The sequence below is a fragment of the Carnobacterium sp. genome, from assembly GCF_040274425.1.
In genome coordinates, this window is record NZ_JBEMBC010000004.1 from 13101 (window position 1) to 33724 (window position 20624).

Sequence of the window (20624 nt, forward strand, 5' to 3'; positions counted from 1 at the left end):
TTTTATAGGTCCATTAAAATAACTACAGCGCCATATGGACTCAAATTTAACTGGCCTTCTTGCAGATTGTTGCCTTCGTTGGTCAACACAACTGTGTAGGGTTGTATTGTTAACTCGTCAATTGTAATCGTTTGTTTGTTCTCTGACATATTGCAACACACGATTGCTTTACTGGATTTCCAAATCCGCTCATAACAATAGGTTTCCAAATTGGTTTCCAACAAATTAAACTCACCTTCGATAAATACAGCCTTCTGCTTTAATTTCAATACTGCTCTGTAGTAATGCAATACGCTGTCCGGATCTGACTCTTGATCTATTACAGTATATTTTTCTTCAAGGTTCACTCCACTCCATGGCCGATGTGTTGAAAATCCAGCATAGTTCGAGCCGTCCCATTGCATTACTCCACGGCTGACATCTTTGCTTCGGGCATTTAACTGTTCTAAGGCAAATTCTTTCGGATACCCTAAATCAAGTGCTTTTTGATAAAAAAGATCCGCTCCAGGTAATGAAAACTGTTCGATGCTTTCAATCTCTAAATTTTTCATCCCAATTTCTTCGCCGTTCAATAAAAAAGGAATGCCTTTTTGCAAATACATTAAGGTGGCCAACATTTTACTACTCTTATCACGATACTGTTCAACCTCACCAAAACGTGATACTGCTCGTGCCATATCATGATTATTCCAATACAAAACTGGCCCGCCAATTGCAGCTAATCCCTTTTGCCATTCGGACATGGTTTGTTTGAATTTTTCGAGGTCCAATTTTCCATGTTGCAGACTTAATGGAAGTCGTTCATCTTTTGACTGTTCTATTTCTGGAAAGTATCGAAATGTTATGACGCTGTCGCACACTTCATTTGCTGGATCAGTGTATTTTTCTGCTAATTCAAGACTTGCGGATGCTGCTTCACCGACTAAGAAAACATCGGGATGATTTTTTCGAATGCGTTGACTAAACTCTTTCATATAATCAATTACTTTTGGTAAATTGGCATAATAATTTTCTGCCAATACTATTTTGTCTTTACTAGCTGTGTCAACATCTGGAAATCCATTTTCTTTGTCTACATGAATAAACGCGTCTAATCTTAAGGCGTCAATTCCCTTGTCTAACCAAAATTCAGCACAATCAGCCATTGCTAAGCGTACTTCAGGATTTTCCCAATTCAGGTCGGGCATCTCTTTTGCGAATAAATGAAAGTAAAAAGAGCTTCCTTTAGGTTCTTTTTCCCAAACAGAACCGCCAAAAAATGAACCCCAGTTATTTGGTACAGTTCGTTGTTCTATCGGTTTTTGCCAAATGTAATAATCTCGGTATATATTTTCTGGCCCTTTTATAGCTTCTTGAAACCAAGGATGTTGATCAGATGTATGATTTAACACAAAATCAAGCATAACCTTTATGCCGCGTTTATGTGCTTCATCAATCAAATTATCCATATCCGTCATGTTACCAAAGTGATCATCAATAGCATAATAATTTGCAACGTCATATCCATTGTCAACTTGTGGAGAAACAAAAATGGGATTCAACCAAATCATATTCACTCCTAACGACTGGATATAATTCAATCGTTGAATGATTCCTTTTAAATCTCCGATTCCATCACCATCTGTATCTTGAAAACTTTTAGGGTAAATTTGGTACACAATTGTATTTTCCCACCATTTGTTCTGCATGGAGCACATACCACCTTTGACTTCGCTAAATTCCTTTTTCAACTATTAGCTTACAGAATCTAGAAAGCACTTACAATAAGAATAGCATTGTTACCGGTAACAACTTTTCAACCCAAAGTTAATCTTTTTCTTCTCATTCATTAGTTGCTTGATCTTCATACATAAAAACAATAGTTCCATATGGAGCAAAAGTGACGGAATCTTTATCAATTGTATTGCCTTCATTTTGCAAGATGACTTTCCACCCAGATGCTGAGATTCCATCTTCTTGTATATGTTCTTCCGTATCAGATAGATTACAGCAAACAATTGCACGCTGACCTTCATAGTTTCTTTCATAAACATACAACGTATCTTTTGTGTCTTGCAATATAAAAGTACCTTTCGTAAAGACCGGTAATTTCTTTAAATGTAATACTTTTTTGTAATACGCCAAGATGCTGTTTGGGTCTTTTTCTTGATCCGCCACATTATAGTTTTTTTCAACGTTTACCCCGCTCCATGGGGCAACTTTTGAAAATCCGGCGAACTCTGAATTGTCCCATTGCATGGCACCTCGGCTCACATCTCGACCTGCGTGATTTAGCTCTTTTAAGATGTGTTCTTCAGAGTACCCTAATTGTTTGGCTTTTTCATAAAAAGGAACAGCTCCTGGTGTGTCAAAATGAGCACGATCACTGTAATGCAAATTGCGCATCCCGATCTCTTCTCCATTGAATATAAATGGTATTCCTTTTTGAAGGTACATTAAGGTTGCCAACGTTTTACTACTATTATCTCTATATTGTTCTACGTTGCCAAAGCGCGAAACCACTCTAGCCATATCATGATTATTCCAATACAAAACGGGTCCACCAAATGGGTCCATTTTATCTTGCCATTCTGTCATTACTTCTTTAAACGCTTTTTTATTTAAACGACTGGATTGCATATTAAACGGCAATCTTGGATCTTTCATTGATTCATCTTCTGGAAAAATCAGAAAAGAAATAATAGCATTGCACATCTCATTTTCGGGATGAGTGTACTTAAAAGCTAAATCAACATTTGCTGAAGCCGCTTCTCCTAAAATAAATACATCTTCTTTAACTTTACGTAGATCCATCGACAATTTTTGAACATAATTTTTGATATTCGGTAAAAAGGCATTGATTTTTTGAGCGGATACTAATTCTTGGCCATTTTCCATTTCTACTTGAAAAAAGTCATCTGCTTTATCCATATGAATAAACGCATCTAAACGGAACCCATCTACTCCGTGGTCCAGCCAAAATTTGCCTACATCTAAAATTGCTTTTTCGACCTCTGGATTATCCCAATTTAAATCAGGCATTTCTTTTTTAAATAAGTGAAAATAATACTGATCTCCAACGGGTTCCTTTTCCCAGACAGATCCGCCGAAAACAGAAACCCAGTTATTTGGAAGATGCCCCCCTTTTTTTGCATCTTCCCAAATATAGAAATTACGATAAGGATTTTCTGGTCCTTTTAAAGCTTCTTGAAACCAGACATGCTGATCAGAAGTATGATTCACAACCAAATCAAAAATGACTTTCAAATCACGCTTATGAGCTTCTTCGATTAATTCCACCGCATCATTAATTGTTCCAAATATTGGATCAATCGTATAATAATCAGATACATCATATCCATTGTCTACTTGTGGTGAAGTAAAAATTGGATTGAGCCAGATGGCAGTAACACCTAATTGTTGAATATAGTCTAAACGACTAATGATCCCTTTAAGATCTCCAATACCATCTTCATTTGTATCTTTGAAACTTCTTGGATAAACTTGATAGACGATAGCTTCTTTCCACCAATCTATTTCTTCCATAACTCTCACTCCCTTATAAATTTTTAAAAGTTATTTTGTAATTAGTGTATGTAAACTAGAAAAAGATTGCCACTCATGTGATTGTTATTTTATTGACAACTTAACTTTTCAACTAAAAATGATACGTTTAGTTTTATATACTACCTATTCTAATAAATACCTTAGAAATTGGAATCATTCTAGATTTTAACCGTTAAAAATGGTAATCTTTGTTTAATTACAGTAGGTTTAATTGCCTAGTAGAAAGAGGTTGGATAATGACAAGTATAAGTATTGCAGGTAAAACTGTGGATGCATGGGAAAAAGAAATTCCCCAATTAAAAGACATTCTTTCATTAAAAGAAATCTTTTGGATTAACTCAGCTAAATTACCTTTTAAAGAAGCTTCAACGTTAGTTTCCTATACAAAAGAGGATATCACTGATGCTGAAGAACGCTTAAATCGGTTTGCAGCTTATTTAAGAATTGATTTTCCAGAAACAGAAGTATCAAAAGGAATTATTGAATCCCCTATATCATCAATCCCTGCTATGAAAGATTACCTTGAAACAGTTTATCATTCTTCTATACCAGGTACTTTTTTATTAAAACGTGATGATACATTGCCAATTGCCGGAACAATAAAAGCAAGAGGAGCTATTTATGAAGTATTGAAGCATGCGGAAAATCTAGCGGTAGAACATGGTTTGCTTACCAGTTATGCCGATGACTATGCCGTATTTGCAAGTGAATCATTTAAAGAGTTTTTTTCAAATTATAAAATTGCAGTAGGTACTACTGGAAATCTGGGTATCAGCGTAGGAACTGTCGGTGCTAAGTTAGGCTTTGATGTCACGGTCCATATGTCCGTGGAAGCAAAACAATGGAAAAAAGATTTATTGCGTTTTCGTGGTGTTACGGTTATTGAACATGAGTCTGATTTTACAAACGCTGTAAAAAAAGGACGTGAACAATCCGACTTAGATCCAATGAGTTACTATGTTGATGATGAACATTCAATTGAACTATTTTTGGGCTATACAGTTGCTGCCAATCGTTTGCAAAAACAATTAGAACAAGAAAATATACTTGTAGACGAAAATCATCCTTTATTTGTTTATTTACCTTGTGGCATTGGTGGTTCACCAGGTGGTATCACTTTTGGGTTGAAACAAATTTATGGCGATAATGTTCATTGTTTCTTTGCTGAACCGACTCACGTTCCTTCAATGACCATGGGATTGATGACCGGGAAGTTCGATCAAGTATCTGTTAAAGATTTTGGCTTGGATGGTTTGACCGTGGCCGATGGACTAGCCGTACCTCGTACGTCAAAACTAGTTGCTAGCATCATGAAACACTTTTTTAGCGGTTCATATACTATTGATGACTTTGAGACAAACCGTTTGTTAAGTGCTCTTATTGATAAAGAAAAAATTTATCTAGAACCGGCTGCTTTAGCAGGTGTTCCAGGCGCTTTAAGATTATGCCAATCTGAAGAAGGAAAAATCTATTTAGAAAAAAATGGACTATCAGATAAAATGAATCAAGCTACACACATTGCTTGGGCGACTGGCGGTAGTATGGTCCCTAAAGAAGATATGGATCAATTTTATGAATCCGGTTTGCTGTCTCAAACGACTGAAAAAGTTATTTAAAAGGGATTTTTCTGATAATAATATGTAAAACGCCAGAAGTAAAAAACTTCTGGCGTTTTTTTTAGATCGTATATATTAGGTTAGGAAAAATGAGTAAGAATGTCGAGTAGAGACCTTCTAGTCTCTATTTCTTAAGCAGAACCGAATGACAATGTCGAGTAGAAGCTCTTACTAATTTTAACGCAAAGTAAATGGCCCTGTATTATTTGATGAGCAAATCTTTCACTCCAAATAGTATAGGACCGTTATTAATTATTACACAAAAACCATTAACGAATGTGGGACCGCTTCAAGTTCAAGTGGGAAAGTTATCCCCTTATCGCCATCAACAGTACATTTGATCTCTTTATCTTCTAATAAACGAATCGTTGCTTTTTTAAACGAACGGTGTTCCAATTGATCTTTTGTGTAATCTGAATCTTGAAATAATTCTGGCACTAAACTTAATTTTTCTTTCACTGTTGTCTCTTTCAAGGTTACTAAATGGAGAGCTCCATCATCAATCTCTGCTTCAGGAATAACAGTACCTACTCCTCCAACAAAATTGCTCATGGCAATCAAAAGCATACTGTAGTCAGCTGTCCATTTGTCTCCATCAATATCTAATTCGAAGGTATACGTTTCATCATTCCTCAATGCCTTTATTCCTTCAATTAAATAAGCAAAAACGCCGAATTTTGTTTTCATATCTACATCTACTTCTTGAATCGATTCAGGTATAGGGCCAACCGAAGTCGAACTGATAAAATAGCGGTTATTCACTTTCCCCACATCGATTTGCTTAACATTCAACTGTTTTAATGAGTCAATAGCTTTTTCCGGATCCATTGGTATACCTATAGCTCGAGCCACATTATTGACAGTCCCAGTCGGAATAATACCTAACACTGTTTCAGATTCATGGAGCATTAATCCGTTCACTGCTTCGCTGACTGTCCCATCTCCACCCATTGCAAAAACAACATCATATTTTCTTAAAGCTGCTTCTTCCGCAAACTCTTTGGCATCTCCTGATTTTTCAGTTTTTTTGATAACAAATTCAGAATAATTCTTTTCAAATTGTCTTTTCAATTTATCTGTATAATTTTCCGCCTTTTCTCCACCGGAAGAAGGATTTACAATAATCATAGCTTTAGTCATATTCAAACTTCTTTCTTAATGAATTTTTTTGCATAGTTGTTCCTCTAACAATCAATTCCGGAGTAAAAAAAAGTTCTCCTTGTGGGGCATTCTTTTGTTCAATTTTATTTAATACCATTTGAGCACAAGCTTCACCCATTTGAATAACAGGTTGTTTTACCGTAGTAAGTTGCGGAAAAGCAATCTGATCTAAAAAAACACCATCATGTCCAATAATGCCAAAATCAGCAGGTATACTCCCACCCATATTAATAATTCCTCTTTGAATCCCAATTGCTAAGCGATCTGAGCTGCAAATAAAGAGCGTATTGGGTTTGAATCCATTCCAGTTTTCTTTAATAAACTCTGCAGCATAACGCGAACGATTCTCAAAACGATGAATTTCTGGTACTCTTTTATTTTTTTGAAGAGTAACTATGTACCCGCTCTCGCGTGAATATTCAAAAGGCTCTTTTACATCGATTCCAATAAAAATAATATTCTCATACCCTAAATCAATGCCATATTGTGTTGCCTTCGCAATTCCTTCTTTATTGTCTGAATCAACAAAATCATAACCATGTCGATTTTCACCAAATAAAACGACAGGTTTCGTAGCACCACTTATCCAATTATAATCACTCTCACGCATCCCGCAAATAATGTATCCATCACATGCACCTATATCAAAATTGTTTTTAGTAACCAATTGTAAGGAGTAATGACGATTGTCTAATTCACGTGCAATACCGGTTAACAAATGCATATAATAAGGTTCAGTTGTATCCATTTCTTCAAGGATAAATAATTTAATGATTTGTGTACGATTATTGACCAAAGCTTTTGCTGCCACATTTGGACGATAGTTAAGTTCTTCCATTGCTTCAAAAACAAGCTCTTTTAGTTCGTCGGTCACCTGTTCGGGATGGTTGATCACTCTGGATACCGTCATTTTTGATACATTCGCTTTTTTTGCAACATCATTAAGTGTAGTCATGCCGTCTCCCTTCCCTTATCTAGTCTCAAACTTATTTATATACTCTATCTGTATCTTCTATTATAAAACTAATAGTATAGAGAAATTATTTTTGTGTCAATGTTCCCTTAATAACTTTTAATTTTGCGGAAAATAAAGAAGCACCTGTAAAAGGTACTTTTTTATCCAATTCTATGACTCTTTAGTACGTATTTCTTGCCCCTCTAATTTCAATTGACATTCGGGACAGATTCCGTATATTTCCAATCTATGTCGCTTAACTTTAAAGCCGGTCAAAGTAGTCGTTACTTCACCAATATCCTCTAATCCTGGATAATAGAGGTCTTCGATTCTTCCACACTCTTCACAAATGGCATGATAATGCTGCGCAGAGCTAAAATCAAATCGACTTGAAGCATCTCCGTAGTTCATCTCATCTACAAAACCTACTTTTGTAAACAGTCGTAAATTATTATAAACGGTTGCAACACTCATATTAGGAAATCTTGTTACCAAAGCTTGGTAAATTTCATCTGCTGTCGGATGATTATCATTCTCAATTAAATATTCTAAAATACCATAACGTTGCGGTGTAATACGTATATGCGCACGTTTTAATTTTTCAATCGAATGAGCCACTAAATGATTTGAAGTCATCTCTTTCCTCCTTTCAAATTCAATTAGTAAACACTTTTTCAATTTTATGATTTTTCCGCTATCAGTTAATAGTGATTATCATCTTGTAATAAGTGTTTTGTATTGTAATCATAACTTTTCTAGGTTAACTTTGCAAATAAATCCTTTATGCGCTACCAAAGGAAATATTGCACTTCTATGGTAGGAGCATTACAATAGAAATGATTTTACTTTTAAGGAGGCAATTATTTTATGTTAAATCATACTCAAAGCGATCGGTTAGCTCATGAAGCGAATCAAGTTATTGTTGGAGGAGTGAATAGTCCGAGCCGCTCATTTAAAGGCGTTGGCGGAGGCAATCCGGTTACCATGGCGCGTGGGGATGGAGCTTATTTATATGATGTTGATGGCAATCGCTATATTGACTATTTAGCAGCTTTTGGGCCCATTATAACTGGATTCAATCATCCGCATATTGCCAAAGCAATAAAAAGAGCTGCAGATACAGGTGTGTTATTTGGTACACCATCTGAACATGAAGTGACTTTTGCAAAGATGTTAACCACTGCTATTCCTTCAATGGATAAAGTACGTTTTACAAATTCTGGAACTGAAGCCGTGATGACAACCGTTCGTGTTGCTCGTGCTTACACAAACCGTGAATTGATTGTTAAATTTACTGGTCAATACCATGGTCATTTTGATCTCGTACTTGTTGAGGCAGGTAGCGGTCCTTCTACACTAGGTACCACAGATTCCGGTGGAGTAACAGTAGGTACATCAAAAGAAGTAATCACTGTACCTTACAATGATATTGAATCCTACAAAGCAGTTATGGGAAAATTAGGAGACAAAGTCGCAGCTGTTTTAGTGGAGCCCATTGTTGGTAATTTTGGTATGGTAGCTCCGAAGCCTGGATTTTTAGAGGCCGTCAATGAAATTACTCATGAACATGGAGCCTTAGTTATCTATGATGAGGTGATCACCAACTTCCGTTTCCATTACGGTGCTGCTCAAGATATGCTAGGTGTTATTCCTGATTTAACAGCATTTGGAAAATCCATTGGTGGAGGATTACCTATTGGCGCATATGGTGGCCCATCACGTATCATGGATACTGTAGCTCCTCTTGGACCTGCCTATCAAGCTGGTACTATGTCGGGAAACCCACTTTCTATGCAAGCTGGAATTGCTTGTTTAGAAGTTTTACAAGAACCAGGAATCTATGAGAGAATGGCTGACTTTGCTATTCAGTTAAAAGATGCTCTTCTTGCAGCTGGTAAAAAATATAACATCCCAACAGTTGTAAACCAAATTGGTGGATCACTTACTGTCTACTTCTCAGATCATTCAATTGAAGATTATGCAGATGCAAAAAATACAGACTCTGACCGATTTGGAAAGTTTTTCAAAAACATGTTGGATGAAGGAATCAATCTTGCTCCAAGTAAATATGAAGCTTGGTTTTTAACCATTATGCATACGCAAGAAGACATTGATGAAACTAAAAAAGCGATTGATACAGCTTTTTCCAAACTTTCTTAAAAGTATTGCTGTTCATTATGATATTATCTTAATTTTCAAACTATTTACTCTAAATTCTTTGCTTATTGACTCTAAGTAGCTTATCATACTAGTATAACTATCTATCAAATGGAGTGAATATAATTTATGAGAATCGGAGCAAGAACGCTTAAAACAGGAATAGCTGTTGCTCTTTCTTTAGCTATTCCTGCGCTATTAAACTTCCCATCAGGCAGTGTTTTAGCTGCTATATCAGCTATTTTCGCATTGCAGCCTTCAGTCAAACGATCCATCAACACCCTCAAAGATCGCATCATCGCCAACTTGATTGGCGCTCTAGTCGCTATTTGCATCACGTTAACTTTAGGGAATCACTTTATTGTGGTAGGGTTAGCTGCTTGTCTATTGATTGCTATTTTAAATCAACTGAACCTTAGTAGTGTGATTGGTTTAGCTACTGTAACTTTAATTGTTATTATGGAAACCACTGAAGATAATTTTATTCTTTATGCCACTATACGAGTCACAGCTACCATTATGGGAGTTTTTATTGCTTTCTTGGTGAATACTATTTTGTTCCCTCCAAAGTATGAAGAAAAATTGTATCATGTTACCGACTACTCAACGACTGAAATCATGAAGTTTTTACGTGCAAGTGTTCGGAAAAACAGCCAGTATCCTATTCTAAAAAAAGATTTAAAATGGATCAAATCAGAGCTTAATCGGATGGATGTCTATCTTTCATTATTCAAAGATGAAGGAATGACCACGAGAAAAAAAGACCGCATTCAAAAAATGCGGAAAGTCGTTGTTTATAGACAAATCATCGCGACAACGAGAGAAGCCTATAATTTATCTTACACATTTCATAAATATGAAAATTCATTTAACCATTTTCCAAAAGATTTGCGTATCTTGATACGAGAACGTCTGGAAACTTTACTCGCAGCACATGAACAAATTCTATTAAAATTTAACGGACGTGTTTCACCAGACAGTGTGAATTTTATTGCATATAAAGCCCCGCTCAGAAAAGAATTTATGCAGTCCTTCTTTGATGAAGCGAGTTTGGAAGAATACCTTCATGATGACTATGGACAAAGTAACGCGGTTATTCATATCATGTCCAGTATTTTAAAGTATGAGGAATATTTAGAGCATTTAAACATCCTGGTCAGTAGTTATAAAGGAAACGATTGGAATCCAGATACAGACATTTCTAACATCGAACACGTTGAACAATAAAAAATAGTAAAAAGGCAGTTGAGCATATTCGCTCAACTGCCTTTTTAAATACATCAATTAAATTCCGCTAGTAGTATCTCTTTTTTGGTTTAATGCTTCTTCGAATAAAGCACGGTATACAGTTGTTCCTTCACCATTCATTGATTTGCCATTCTCTGTTAAAGTGTTCTCCAACGAGATTCCGTCAGCCTCAAGTTTTTCAAGGTAGCTATCATGAAGATTAAATCCAATCCATTCATTAGATTCAACTGTTGACACCATCTCATTTACATAGGAAGTATAATCAAGTGTTCTTGAATTGTTGTTCCCTTTTTCACTGCTGCTTGGATTAGGGGAAACAAAGATAATCAACGCTTCAGGCAAGATATCTTTTATTGCAGCATAATTCATTTCTAAATAATCACTTGAATCAGCTAAAGCGATGTCTAGTTCTTGATCAGCATAAGGGGTCAATTGAAAAAATACAACATCTGGATTTGTTTGAGCAAGATCGGTTGCTTTATTTTCACTGATCAATTGATAAGAATTATAATCGGTATAAGGCAAACGATTGACTTTCATAGTGCTGCCAATCTGATCTTTTATGTATGCATCTATTTCTGAGACCCATTTCTCTTCTTGAGCTATGTCCCCATAAAAACTAATTGAAACCTCATCTTTTAATAAGCTGACATACTTCAAGTATTCTAGTACAGAAAGCTCTTCACGACTTGCTTCATATTCAGCAATCTGTGCAGATACGTCTCCTTCCGTTACTGCTTCTGCTTTTTGATCCGTTTGCTCAGCAACTGACATTAATTGTTCTTGCTGTTTTTTTGAATAGCTCATGCCCAAAAAAACAACTCCTCCAGCTAAAATTATTAATAAAAAAATGATAAATCCACTTTTTTTAGACACTTTTTTCACTCCTTATTTACACTTTGATTTTCTCTCGAATAATTTCATTTGTTATTGAACCCTTGATTATTTTACCATACATTCATTCAAAGCCACTATACTTTTTCATAAAAATAGTAAAGAGGCTCCAGCATTTTGGAACCTCTTTACTATTTTTATATCTATCTTAGAGAAATTACTATCATCTTATCCAGTAAAAGGTCATTGCTTATGTGATAACTGTTGATAGCGTTTATACCATATGTCAACATAATCTTGTGAAAAAGGACCTTTTTCTTCGTTGATCCAATCCACTAGAATTTTCACGTTCTCTTTTAAAATATGGTCAATATCATCAGGATAATTCCACTTTATGCTATGATCTTCATACTCATCTACATCCAATAAGCGTTTTTCGCCATCTGGAAAGACTTTGATATCTAAATCATAATCAATATACTTCAGACCTTCTTCATCTAACGAATAAGGCGAAGCGAGATTGCAATAGTAAGAAACGCCATTATCTCTTATCATTGCAATGATATTGAACCAATAATGCTTATGAAAATAAACAATCGCTGGTTCTCGCGTTAGCCATCTTCGGCCATCCGATTCCGTTACAAGAGTATGATCATTCACTCCTATTAACGATTGATCACTTGTCTTAAGTACCATGGTATCTCTCCAAGTGCGATGCAAACTGCCATCATGTTTATAGCTTTGGATTGTGATGTATTCTCCTTCTTTTGGAATATGCATCCCTAACCCAACTTTCTTTTTCTCGCATAAAATCGCAAGAAATTAGTAAATAATAAACCAGAGAATGCCTAAGCACTCGACTCGTACTTATTATATCACAACTCTTAATCTTTATAGTATAAAACCAAATAAATAATGAAAAAAAAATGAGAATCAACGCTTAAATGAAACTTTTAAAAACCTAAAAAAAAGGGTCTTTAATCTATTCTTGTCAGATTAATTCTTAAATTTTGTCAAATAACTCTGCCACATTTTAGTTTGAGGACCTGGAAATACATATTGATCAAAGTCAGAAGGCTTTACCCAATAACAGTTTTCAGGAATATCGATAGGTTCTTCTATTAGCAATTGTCCATAATAAACAGCGATAAACCATTTTAAATGGCTGAATATATGCTTAACTTCAATAAAAGGTGCTTCCATTAGTGTTGGCTTAATTTGATATCTATTCTCTAGTTCAGTCACAATCTTTTTCACCACTTGTTCTATTCGCTCTTCATCGTCTATTTGAATCAATGTTCCGTGTGCAATTCCTGTCTCTTGAATTACTGACTCTTCCTCAATCATAGGAAAGGTCCACATATTAGCCAGTAAGCCATTTTCAGGACGCTTTTCTAATAAAAACGCACCATTTGAATTTTTAATGATTGCCCCTATATAATAAACCGGCTTTGCTTTTTTCTTTTTACTTTTTACGGGGTATTTTTCCCACGTGCCGTTTTGATACGACTGATTAAATTTTTTGATGGGGCTTAATTCCGGATGGTAATTTTTAGGTGTACAGATACTTGAACCCAAATCCATAAATGCTTGATTAAAATCTCCAGGTTTATAGGGATCAATCAGTTCTCGCATAATAGCCTCAAAAATTTTACGATTACCAGGCTTAGCAATATCCGCATCAATTTCAAATAACCGACTCAACACGCGCATCACATTTCCATCTACAGCTGGTTCAGGGAGTCCAAAAGCCATACTCGAAATCGCGCCAGTTGTATAAGGTCCTATCCCTTTTAGTTTGCCTATTTCTTTAGGATCTGTTGGCATTTCTCCATTGTAATCATTCATGATTTGTTGAGCTGCAGTTTGCATATTTCGAACTCGTGAATAGTATCCCAATCCTTCCCAAGCTTTTAACAATATATCTTCATGTGCTAATGCTAATGCTTCTATCGTTGGGAAAGTGTGCATAAAATTTAAATAATACGGAATAACAGTATCTACTCTTGTTTGTTGCAACATGATTTCAGATACCCAAATACGATAGGGATCATTGTTTTTTCGCCATGGGAGATCTCGTTTTTCTAAATCATACCAACTTAGGAGCGTTTCTCTAAACCGATTAATTTTTTCTTGAGACCACATAGGAATACCATAAATTTCATTTTTGTTTGTTGCATCTAAATTTGATTCACTTACTGTCATTCTTCCTCTTCTTCCATTTCTTTTTCATTGATGTATTGCGTAATTAAGTCGCCAGCAAATCCTTTTTGAAATAATCCGCTTTTAACTTTTTGAATTTTTTTAGCTCCGGTTAACTTCGTTTGCTTGCGCCAAATTTTATCACCTTGTGTTTTTAATGCCTCGTACTCATCGTCTACTTCTTTTTCCGTATTGATTTCTTCCAATACTTGAGTGATAACATCAGATTGAAATCCCTTTTGCATTAAATTTTGACGGATTTTATTATTCGTTTCTCTTGATGAATGTTGCGAAGAACGTCGCATAACTTTTTCTGCTAAGGCAACACCATTTTCTACCATCTGATCAAACGGATATTGCTCCATTGCTTCTTCAATCGTTTCATCTTTAACTCCACGTTTTTTCAACTCTCTTTTTATCACGTAAGGCCCCTTTCCGCTAACATTTGCAGCGGTTCTTGTATAACTTTCAGCATACATTAAATCGTTTAAGTAACCTTGTTCTTTTAATTGTTCGATAACCTGATCAGCAGTTTCACTAGTAAATTCATGGGCGACCAAGTCGTCTTTTATTTCTTTTATTGAACGCAAAGAATAGTTCAAATAAACGAGTGCTCTCGTATAAGCTTTGCGGTAACCATCTTCTATCTCTAATTCTTGACGGAATGTTTTTGAGATTTCCATTCCTTTATGCAAGATGTGTTTAATTAAAATAGCTTCATCAACAGGAAAAGCATATTCTCCATCTAAATAAATATTGTAGCGTCCTTTTCTTTTTTGCGCTTCAATCTTTGTAATTTTGGGTAATGCAGATGTTGAAGAGCCCTCATTTCCACTATTGGGTTTATATATCATGGCTTCACCCCCTACTTCAGTTCCATTATTATAACATAAAATAGTCACAAACACATGTTCGAAAATTGTCATTCGACGATGATAATTAAAAAAAGTGATTCAGACCTAAGCCTGAATCACTTTCACATCTCGTTCCTTATTTTCTAAATTCGTCTCTTGGATCGCTAATTGGTTGGTTTGATAAAGTACTGTTATCAAAAATAGGCAAATCTACCGATTCTTCGTTAGATGAACCGGACTCAAATTGGTCTTCATGTTTTAATGCATCCTCTGTTGGTTCTCCTTGTAATGGATTGTCATTAGGATCAAATTCTCTGCGGGATAAAGGTTCTTCTTTTGGAGACACAACATCCCTTGTATCATCTCTTCGATCTTGGTCTTTACTAAATGCACCATTCGTTGATTCGTTATCTTGATTATCCTGTAATCTAGGTTTGTTCTCTTGTCTAATCGAATCTGCCATAATTTCATCCTCCTCGATCGTTTCAGGAACTGTGGTATCAGTTAAATCAGATTTCACTATGATGCTTTCATCAAGTTCATCTTGATCTGTAAACTGACTATTAAATGGAACTTCTGCGTTGTTTAAAAGGTCATTCCCATCATTTGCATAATTCACTTCATCCGTTGGTTGTGAAGCATTTCTGACTTCTCGCACACCTTGTCCAGCTTGACCAACAGTTCCAGTAGTTTCTTTAGTTAAATTGGTTTTTGAATTTGCTTCTTTATCTTTATCAGCAAGTACAATGTATTCGCCTTTTTTTAAAGACTCATTGTATTGCTCTGCACTAGCTTCATCTACACCAAAATTTTCTAACACTAAATCTTCGTCTGTATCAGCAAATAAATGTTTAAATTTATCCAAGAAAGATTCTTTTTCTTCTGCTGAAACTTTATCAATTTCCACACTTGTTTGACTTTGAATCGCTGCAGGATCTTGATTAGTCGTCACAATTTTTATACTGTCTGTTGAATGGCCTTCTGCGATCAATTGTTCCACACAAGCCGTTGTTTCTTGTACATTAGAAAATGAACCGATAACTACTTTATTCATCCTTTACACGCTCCTTTTTTTGTATCCTCTTTAGTCGTTTAGCCAATTAGGCTGCTAAATAATTAAGAGGGATAACATCAAACACTCTTATTTCTATAATTAACTGTACCAAATGAAAAACAAGTTTTCAAAATAGACGCCTTATAATCAGACTCAAAGTGCATTTAGTTGCAATTTTAAAAAATCAAGAATCCAGTTTATCCATTTATGACCACTCCGCCATTAACATGCAACACTTGACCAGAAACGTAACTAGAGTCAGTACTTGCTAAATAAACATACGTCGGTGCTAATTCAAAAGCTTGACCAGCTCGTTCAATTGCTCCGCCCTTACCCCAGTCTTCTAATTGTTCTTCTGTAAAAGTAGCTGGTATAAGTGGAGTCCATATTGGACCAGGAGCCACACCATTTACGCGAATTTTTTTATCGATCACTTCACTATTTTGAGAAAGAGATCTTGTGAAAGCTGTAATGGCACCTTTAGTAGCTGAGTAATCTAACAAGTGTTCACTTCCACGATAAGCTGTAATCGATGTTGTATTGATGATTGATGCACCTTCTGACAAATGAGGCATCGCAGCTTTCACAAAGTAGAATTGACTAAAGATGTTGGTTCTAAATGTTCGATCCAATTGTTCTGCGGTTATATCCCCAATTTTCTCTTGAACATGTTGCTCGCCGGCATTATTGACCAAGATATCTAGATGGCCCCATTCTTCGATTACTTTTGACACTACTTCTTTAGCATAAGACTCTTGTCCTACATCACCTTTAAATACTAAGGCCTTTTGACCAATTTTTTCAATCCGATTTTTTGTATAGTTCGCATCATCTTCTGATTCTAGGTAACCAATAGCAACATCTGCACCTTCTTTTGCAAAAGCAATCGCTACAGCTTGTCCGATGCCACTATCTCCACCAGTAATGATGGCTGTCTTGCCTTCTAGTTTCCCTGCTGCTTTGTAATTTGGATCTTCTGTTTGTGGTTCAGGGTTAAGATTTTTACTGTCATCATTAATCAAGTAATTTTCCTTTGGTTTTTGAGTTTCTTTATCAGAATTTGTCATTTCTCATTCCTCCTAAATTTCCTCTACAAATTAAGCATAGCAACTTAGGAAAACGAATACAAATAAGAAGACTTCTCTGCATAAGATTTCTTCTGGAATGGCCAAGATTGTTTGTAGAAGTCTATAAAATCGTTAGAAGCCTGTAGTCTTCCGGGAATATTATTTAAAGTACCTATACTAATTGTCCATCATAATAAAAAAGATTGAGACCTAGGTCTCAATCTTTTTTATTTATCTTCGTCATCTTTTTGAATTGTTTTTCCGCCAGCTTCTTCGTAATCATCACTATAATATGCATCGCTTTCGGGTTGTTTTGTATTCATTTCAGGTTTTGATTCTTCTGTTTTTTCAATTCCTTTGCTATGAGAAGAATCTCCTCCATCCACAACTCCTTTGCTGATATTGTCAGGATATGCATGACCTTCATTTTCAGCCACTACCGTAGATTCATCGCCAGTTAATTCAGGACCTTTTTCAAGCGAAGAACCTTTAACCTCTTCATTTACTGTTGACACTGTATTGCCATCCTGTTTTTGATTTGACGTAATCGGACTAATAGACTCCTCTGAATTTGAACTTTGCTTATCTGGAGCTGTTACAGGTTTTCCTTCGATATCTTCTCTAGACGATTGGGCTTTAGTAGGATCGAATTGTTCTCCTTCTCCAGGTACAGCGTCCGTTTTTTCTTTTGTAGGAGATTTAACCGGATCTTTCGCTGCACTTTCAGTATCTCCATTTAGTACTTCTTCATTTACTTGAGATAACTGTTGTGTTTTTGATGGACCTGCACTATTGACCAGAATAACAATCTCTCCACTTTCTAAAGCTTCTGTATAATGTTCACCAATGTCTTCCTCTACACCATATTCTTCTAGAGGATTGGAAATTTCATCCGAATTGTATCGTCCAAAACTGAAAGATTCCTTTAATTTTTCCCAAATAGACAATCCTTCGGTAGGACTTACAGCATCAACCTCTACAAGGGTTAAATCTTCTAATTCTTTTTCATGTTTTTCATTGGTCACAATAATAATTTCATCTGTTGCATATCCTTCATTGATGAGTCTTTCTACTGCACTTACCGTTTCTTCTTTTGACGTATATGTTCCTTCAACTCTTCTATCCATTTGAACTCACACTCCATTTCATATAGTAACGTTGAACAGTTTAACTTTTTGCTACGTGATGACTATTTCAGTGTTTTTTAGTCATCCTTAATTTATATTCATGATAGCAAAAATTCATACCACTAGCAAAGAAGAAGCCTTTGTAAGTGGTATGAATTAAATTCAACCTGCTTTATTTAATTAAATATTCTTCATCAACAACGATCTCAATGGTCGAATGAGTAACATTGGCGTCTTTAGTTAAATAACGAATTTCTTCTTTGATTTGTTCTTGTTTCCCAGTATCTTTGGTATTGACATAGACCGTTATTGCTAAGGCATTCTCTTCACCATCAATTGACCACATATGAAAATGCGAAACAGCGTGGACATGCTCAATACGTTTGATATTCTTTTCTAAAGCTCTAATATCTATCCCTTTTGGTACAGCTTCAAGAAAAATGGATGTGTTTTCTAAAAAAGTTGGAAGAGCTTTTGACAAAATATAACCCGATATTAGTAAAGATAAGATTGGATCTAAAATGAACCAATTTGTAAAATCCAGTACTATACTAACAGTTAAAACACCTACCCAACCTAGAACATCTTCTAGCATGTGCAAGTTAAGAACCTTCTCATTTTTTGATGTGCCTTTGCTGATTAACCAAGCTGCATACCCGTTTATTCCAATCGCTACAATGGAAAGCCAGAACATACCTCGTGAATTTACAGGTTGAGGATCAAATAGTAAAGGTACACTATTTAAAATGATTAATATAGATCCTCCTATTAAAATAACTGAAGTAATCATCGCACCTAAAAGTGAAAATCGCCTATGACCAAAACTATACTGTTCATTCGCTTCTTTCGTCGAAATTTTTTGGAAAACCAAAGCTAATCCCACAGATAGTGAATCGCCCAAATCATGAACAGCATCTGACAATATAGCTGCGCTATTAAATAGTATTCCAAAAATAAATTCAGCTAGTGAAAAAACAAGGTTTAGAATAAAGACAATTTTTATATTGTGTACAGAGTTTTTGCTTCCTGTGTAGTCTGGAACATGATTGTGAGAATGAGCTGCGCTCTTTATTGTATCTTGTTCATCAACGATTAAATTATCTTCCAAAACTTGCACATTATCGGACATCAAAATTTTTTTAACAGCTTTCATATCTACTTCATCAGAAAGATAAATTCTACTAGTAGAATAATTCAATCGAATGGTTTTGCCCTTTTGTAGTTGATGCAATTGAGCCTCCATTTTTTTAGCGCAATTGGCACAATGCAAACCCTGAACAGCATAGTCTTTCATTTTCATTCCTCCTTTTATAAAAAAACGTATCAATTTTCTTCTTGTGCATGTAAAATTACTTGTTTTAATATGCTATAAACATGGTCATCTGTTTGACTATAGACCATCATTTTTCCTACTCTTCTTGATTTTACTAAACGAGCAGATCGCAAAATCTTTAATTGATGAGAAACTGCAGATTGTTCAAGAGATAAAGTAGATGCTAATGTACCTACATTTATTTCTTTATTTTCTAAAACATTCAGTAGTGAGATTCGGGTAGGATCACTTAATACCTTGAAGACACTGCTAACGGTTGAAAGTATCTCTTCATCTAACATAGTAGGTGTTTCTTCGTTTAACATAGACCATGTCCTCCTTTTCATATGTACATCTATTCATATGTATATATTATCATATGTTTGACGAAAAAAAAAGCCTGGAGCACGCTCTGGGCTTTTTACGTATTCTTATTTAACTGGGCCTATAATTTTTAGTGTGGATAGATTAGTGCATTCCCTTATTTGAATTTTTTTAGAGGAATAGGTGTGCTTATAGGCGTGTAAAGAATTTAAACAATACCATGGCTCTCTTGAGAGCCAAACCGTTCTTATCAGATTTTTTTGAACCAGAAATACTAGTTATTAAACAAACCTTTAATCATTCTCATACAATTCCTTTTGCTTTGTAGTATCTAACGTAATAATGATTTCATCTTTTTGTTCTTCCAAGTATACTTTATTGCTAATAAATTCGGCAACTTTAAGAACGACTTTCTGACTATAAAAGTCCACAGCCAACGCTACTAGTTTTGCTTCCTTTAGCTGGTACTTATTCATAAAATGTGTCAATGCAAAGCTATATTGAAGATTATTCCCATTTATTAAATCATTTTTTATTAAATCCAACATTTGTAAATACCGATAATTTTCACGGGTCACAGTTGTTGGAGGGTTAACCAATTTAAACACTATGTCCGTTGTTTCGATATTGCCATTTCTTTTTGCATTTGTTGCAATAATCATTTCGCTCGGTGGATTTTCGATAAGCTCTAATTTGTGCAAAAAAGCTGCTCCAGTAAGGTATCCAAATACGTTACCTCTTTTATCTTCTATATAAGTTCTGTTGATTAGTTCAATACTATCAATTCCTGTTTCTTCTGAGTGATCAGTATCATCCCGATAATAGACTCCCGTTCCAAAACGTTTTAAATTGTTCCCATCTTTTACCATTCTCATTAGAATAACATTCACATTTTTTCTTACTTGTTGACCCATTTTTTGGTCATCAGCAAATTGTTCTATGTAATGCATGATGTCTGAAATAAAAATTGGACTACCAACATTCTGATTCAAGACATATGTTTGGACAAGTTTCGTTAAATTCATATTGACCTCCTTATTTGCTTGGCTTAGAAGTGTTTCAGTAACTTAACACAATTAAAAAACACTATTTATTTTTAAGTTTGCAAAATTAAGAACTATTTCGCAAGTAAAAGCATAATCTTTTGATAGTTCACTTATTATCTAC

At 35.2% G+C, this 20624-nt stretch carries 18 protein-coding genes; 3 read left to right on the top strand and 15 right to left on the bottom strand.

What is annotated here, in order from left to right; translation table 11 throughout:
* Window positions 1-2: 2 nt before the first annotated feature.
* Entirely contained in the window at window positions 3-1688 is a 1686-nt protein-coding gene (locus ABS911_RS01365) for an alpha-glucosidase (protein WP_350465934.1), read from the bottom strand.
* A gap of 133 nt (window positions 1689-1821) precedes the next feature.
* Window positions 1822-3525, bottom strand: a complete 1704-nt coding sequence (locus ABS911_RS01370; protein WP_350465935.1) for an alpha-glucosidase — start codon at window positions 3523-3525, stop codon at window positions 1822-1824.
* A gap of 257 nt (window positions 3526-3782) precedes the next feature.
* Here ABS911_RS01370 and dsdA point away from each other — a divergent pair, with 257 nt between their 5' ends.
* Window positions 3783-5162 carry a D-serine ammonia-lyase gene (gene dsdA, locus ABS911_RS01375; RefSeq protein ID WP_350465936.1) on the top strand — a complete coding sequence of 460 codons (1380 nt, stop codon included), beginning with the start codon at window positions 3783-3785 and terminating at the stop codon, window positions 5160-5162.
* A gap of 255 nt (window positions 5163-5417) precedes the next feature.
* Here the strand turns inward: dsdA and ABS911_RS01380 are convergent, their stop codons facing one another.
* From ABS911_RS01380 to ABS911_RS01390, 3 genes are all read right to left on the bottom strand, one after another.
* A complete protein-coding gene (locus ABS911_RS01380; protein ID WP_350465937.1) occupies window positions 5418-6302 on the bottom strand; it encodes a diacylglycerol/lipid kinase family protein in 885 nt (294 codons plus the stop codon).
* On the bottom strand, window positions 6295-7278 hold the full coding sequence (locus ABS911_RS01385) for a LacI family DNA-binding transcriptional regulator (protein WP_350465938.1): 984 nt from the start codon (window positions 7276-7278) through the stop codon (window positions 6295-6297). Before ABS911_RS01385 ends, ABS911_RS01380 begins: the two co-directional genes overlap by 8 nt.
* A gap of 171 nt (window positions 7279-7449) precedes the next feature.
* On the bottom strand, window positions 7450-7914 hold the full coding sequence (locus tag ABS911_RS01390; protein ID WP_350465939.1) for a Fur family transcriptional regulator: 465 nt from the start codon (window positions 7912-7914) through the stop codon (window positions 7450-7452).
* A gap of 231 nt (window positions 7915-8145) precedes the next feature.
* On the opposite strand from ABS911_RS01390, the gene ABS911_RS01395 reads away from it, so the two are divergent.
* Both ABS911_RS01395 and ABS911_RS01400 read left to right on the top strand, forming a co-directional pair.
* Complete coding sequence (locus tag ABS911_RS01395; protein ID WP_350465940.1) at window positions 8146-9438, top strand: glutamate-1-semialdehyde 2,1-aminomutase; 1293 nt, start codon at window positions 8146-8148, stop codon at window positions 9436-9438.
* A 126-nt stretch (window positions 9439-9564) separates the two neighbouring features.
* Entirely contained in the window at window positions 9565-10662 is a 1098-nt protein-coding gene (locus ABS911_RS01400; RefSeq protein WP_350465941.1) for an FUSC family protein, read from the top strand.
* Window positions 10663-10719: 57 nt separating this feature from the next.
* Here the strand turns inward: ABS911_RS01400 and ABS911_RS01405 are convergent, their stop codons facing one another.
* The 10 genes from ABS911_RS01405 to ABS911_RS01450 form a co-directional block, all read right to left on the bottom strand.
* Entirely contained in the window at window positions 10720-11559 is an 840-nt protein-coding gene (locus ABS911_RS01405; protein WP_350465942.1) for a hypothetical protein, read from the bottom strand.
* Window positions 11560-11760: 201 nt separating this feature from the next.
* Window positions 11761-12297 carry a nucleoside tri-diphosphate phosphatase gene (ntdP, locus tag ABS911_RS01410; protein WP_350465943.1) on the bottom strand — a complete coding sequence of 179 codons (537 nt, stop codon included), beginning with the start codon at window positions 12295-12297 and terminating at the stop codon, window positions 11761-11763.
* A 216-nt stretch (window positions 12298-12513) separates the two neighbouring features.
* A complete protein-coding gene (mutY, locus tag ABS911_RS01415) occupies window positions 12514-13722 on the bottom strand; it encodes an A/G-specific adenine glycosylase (protein WP_350465944.1) in 1209 nt (402 codons plus the stop codon).
* Window positions 13719-14573 carry a recombination regulator RecX gene (gene recX, locus ABS911_RS01420; protein WP_350465945.1) on the bottom strand — a complete coding sequence of 285 codons (855 nt, stop codon included), beginning with the start codon at window positions 14571-14573 and terminating at the stop codon, window positions 13719-13721. The genes mutY and recX overlap by 4 nt, the downstream gene beginning before the upstream one ends.
* 136 nt (window positions 14574-14709) lie before the next feature.
* On the bottom strand, window positions 14710-15627 hold the full coding sequence (locus ABS911_RS01425) for a general stress protein (RefSeq protein WP_350465946.1): 918 nt from the start codon (window positions 15625-15627) through the stop codon (window positions 14710-14712).
* 197 nt (window positions 15628-15824) lie between these two features.
* Window positions 15825-16694, bottom strand: a complete 870-nt coding sequence (locus ABS911_RS01430; RefSeq protein ID WP_350465947.1) for an SDR family oxidoreductase — start codon at window positions 16692-16694, stop codon at window positions 15825-15827.
* A gap of 227 nt (window positions 16695-16921) precedes the next feature.
* Window positions 16922-17821 (bottom strand): general stress protein, encoded by a 900-nt coding sequence (locus ABS911_RS01435; protein ID WP_350465948.1) that lies wholly within the window; start codon window positions 17819-17821, stop codon window positions 16922-16924.
* A 172-nt stretch (window positions 17822-17993) separates the two neighbouring features.
* On the bottom strand, window positions 17994-19115 hold the full coding sequence (locus ABS911_RS01440; protein WP_350465949.1) for a cation diffusion facilitator family transporter: 1122 nt from the start codon (window positions 19113-19115) through the stop codon (window positions 17994-17996).
* A 29-nt stretch (window positions 19116-19144) separates the two neighbouring features.
* A complete protein-coding gene (locus ABS911_RS01445; protein WP_350465950.1) occupies window positions 19145-19459 on the bottom strand; it encodes an ArsR/SmtB family transcription factor in 315 nt (104 codons plus the stop codon).
* Between the two features lie 291 nt (window positions 19460-19750).
* On the bottom strand, window positions 19751-20482 hold the full coding sequence (locus ABS911_RS01450; protein ID WP_350465951.1) for a hypothetical protein: 732 nt from the start codon (window positions 20480-20482) through the stop codon (window positions 19751-19753).
* Window positions 20483-20624: the final 142 nt, after the last annotated feature.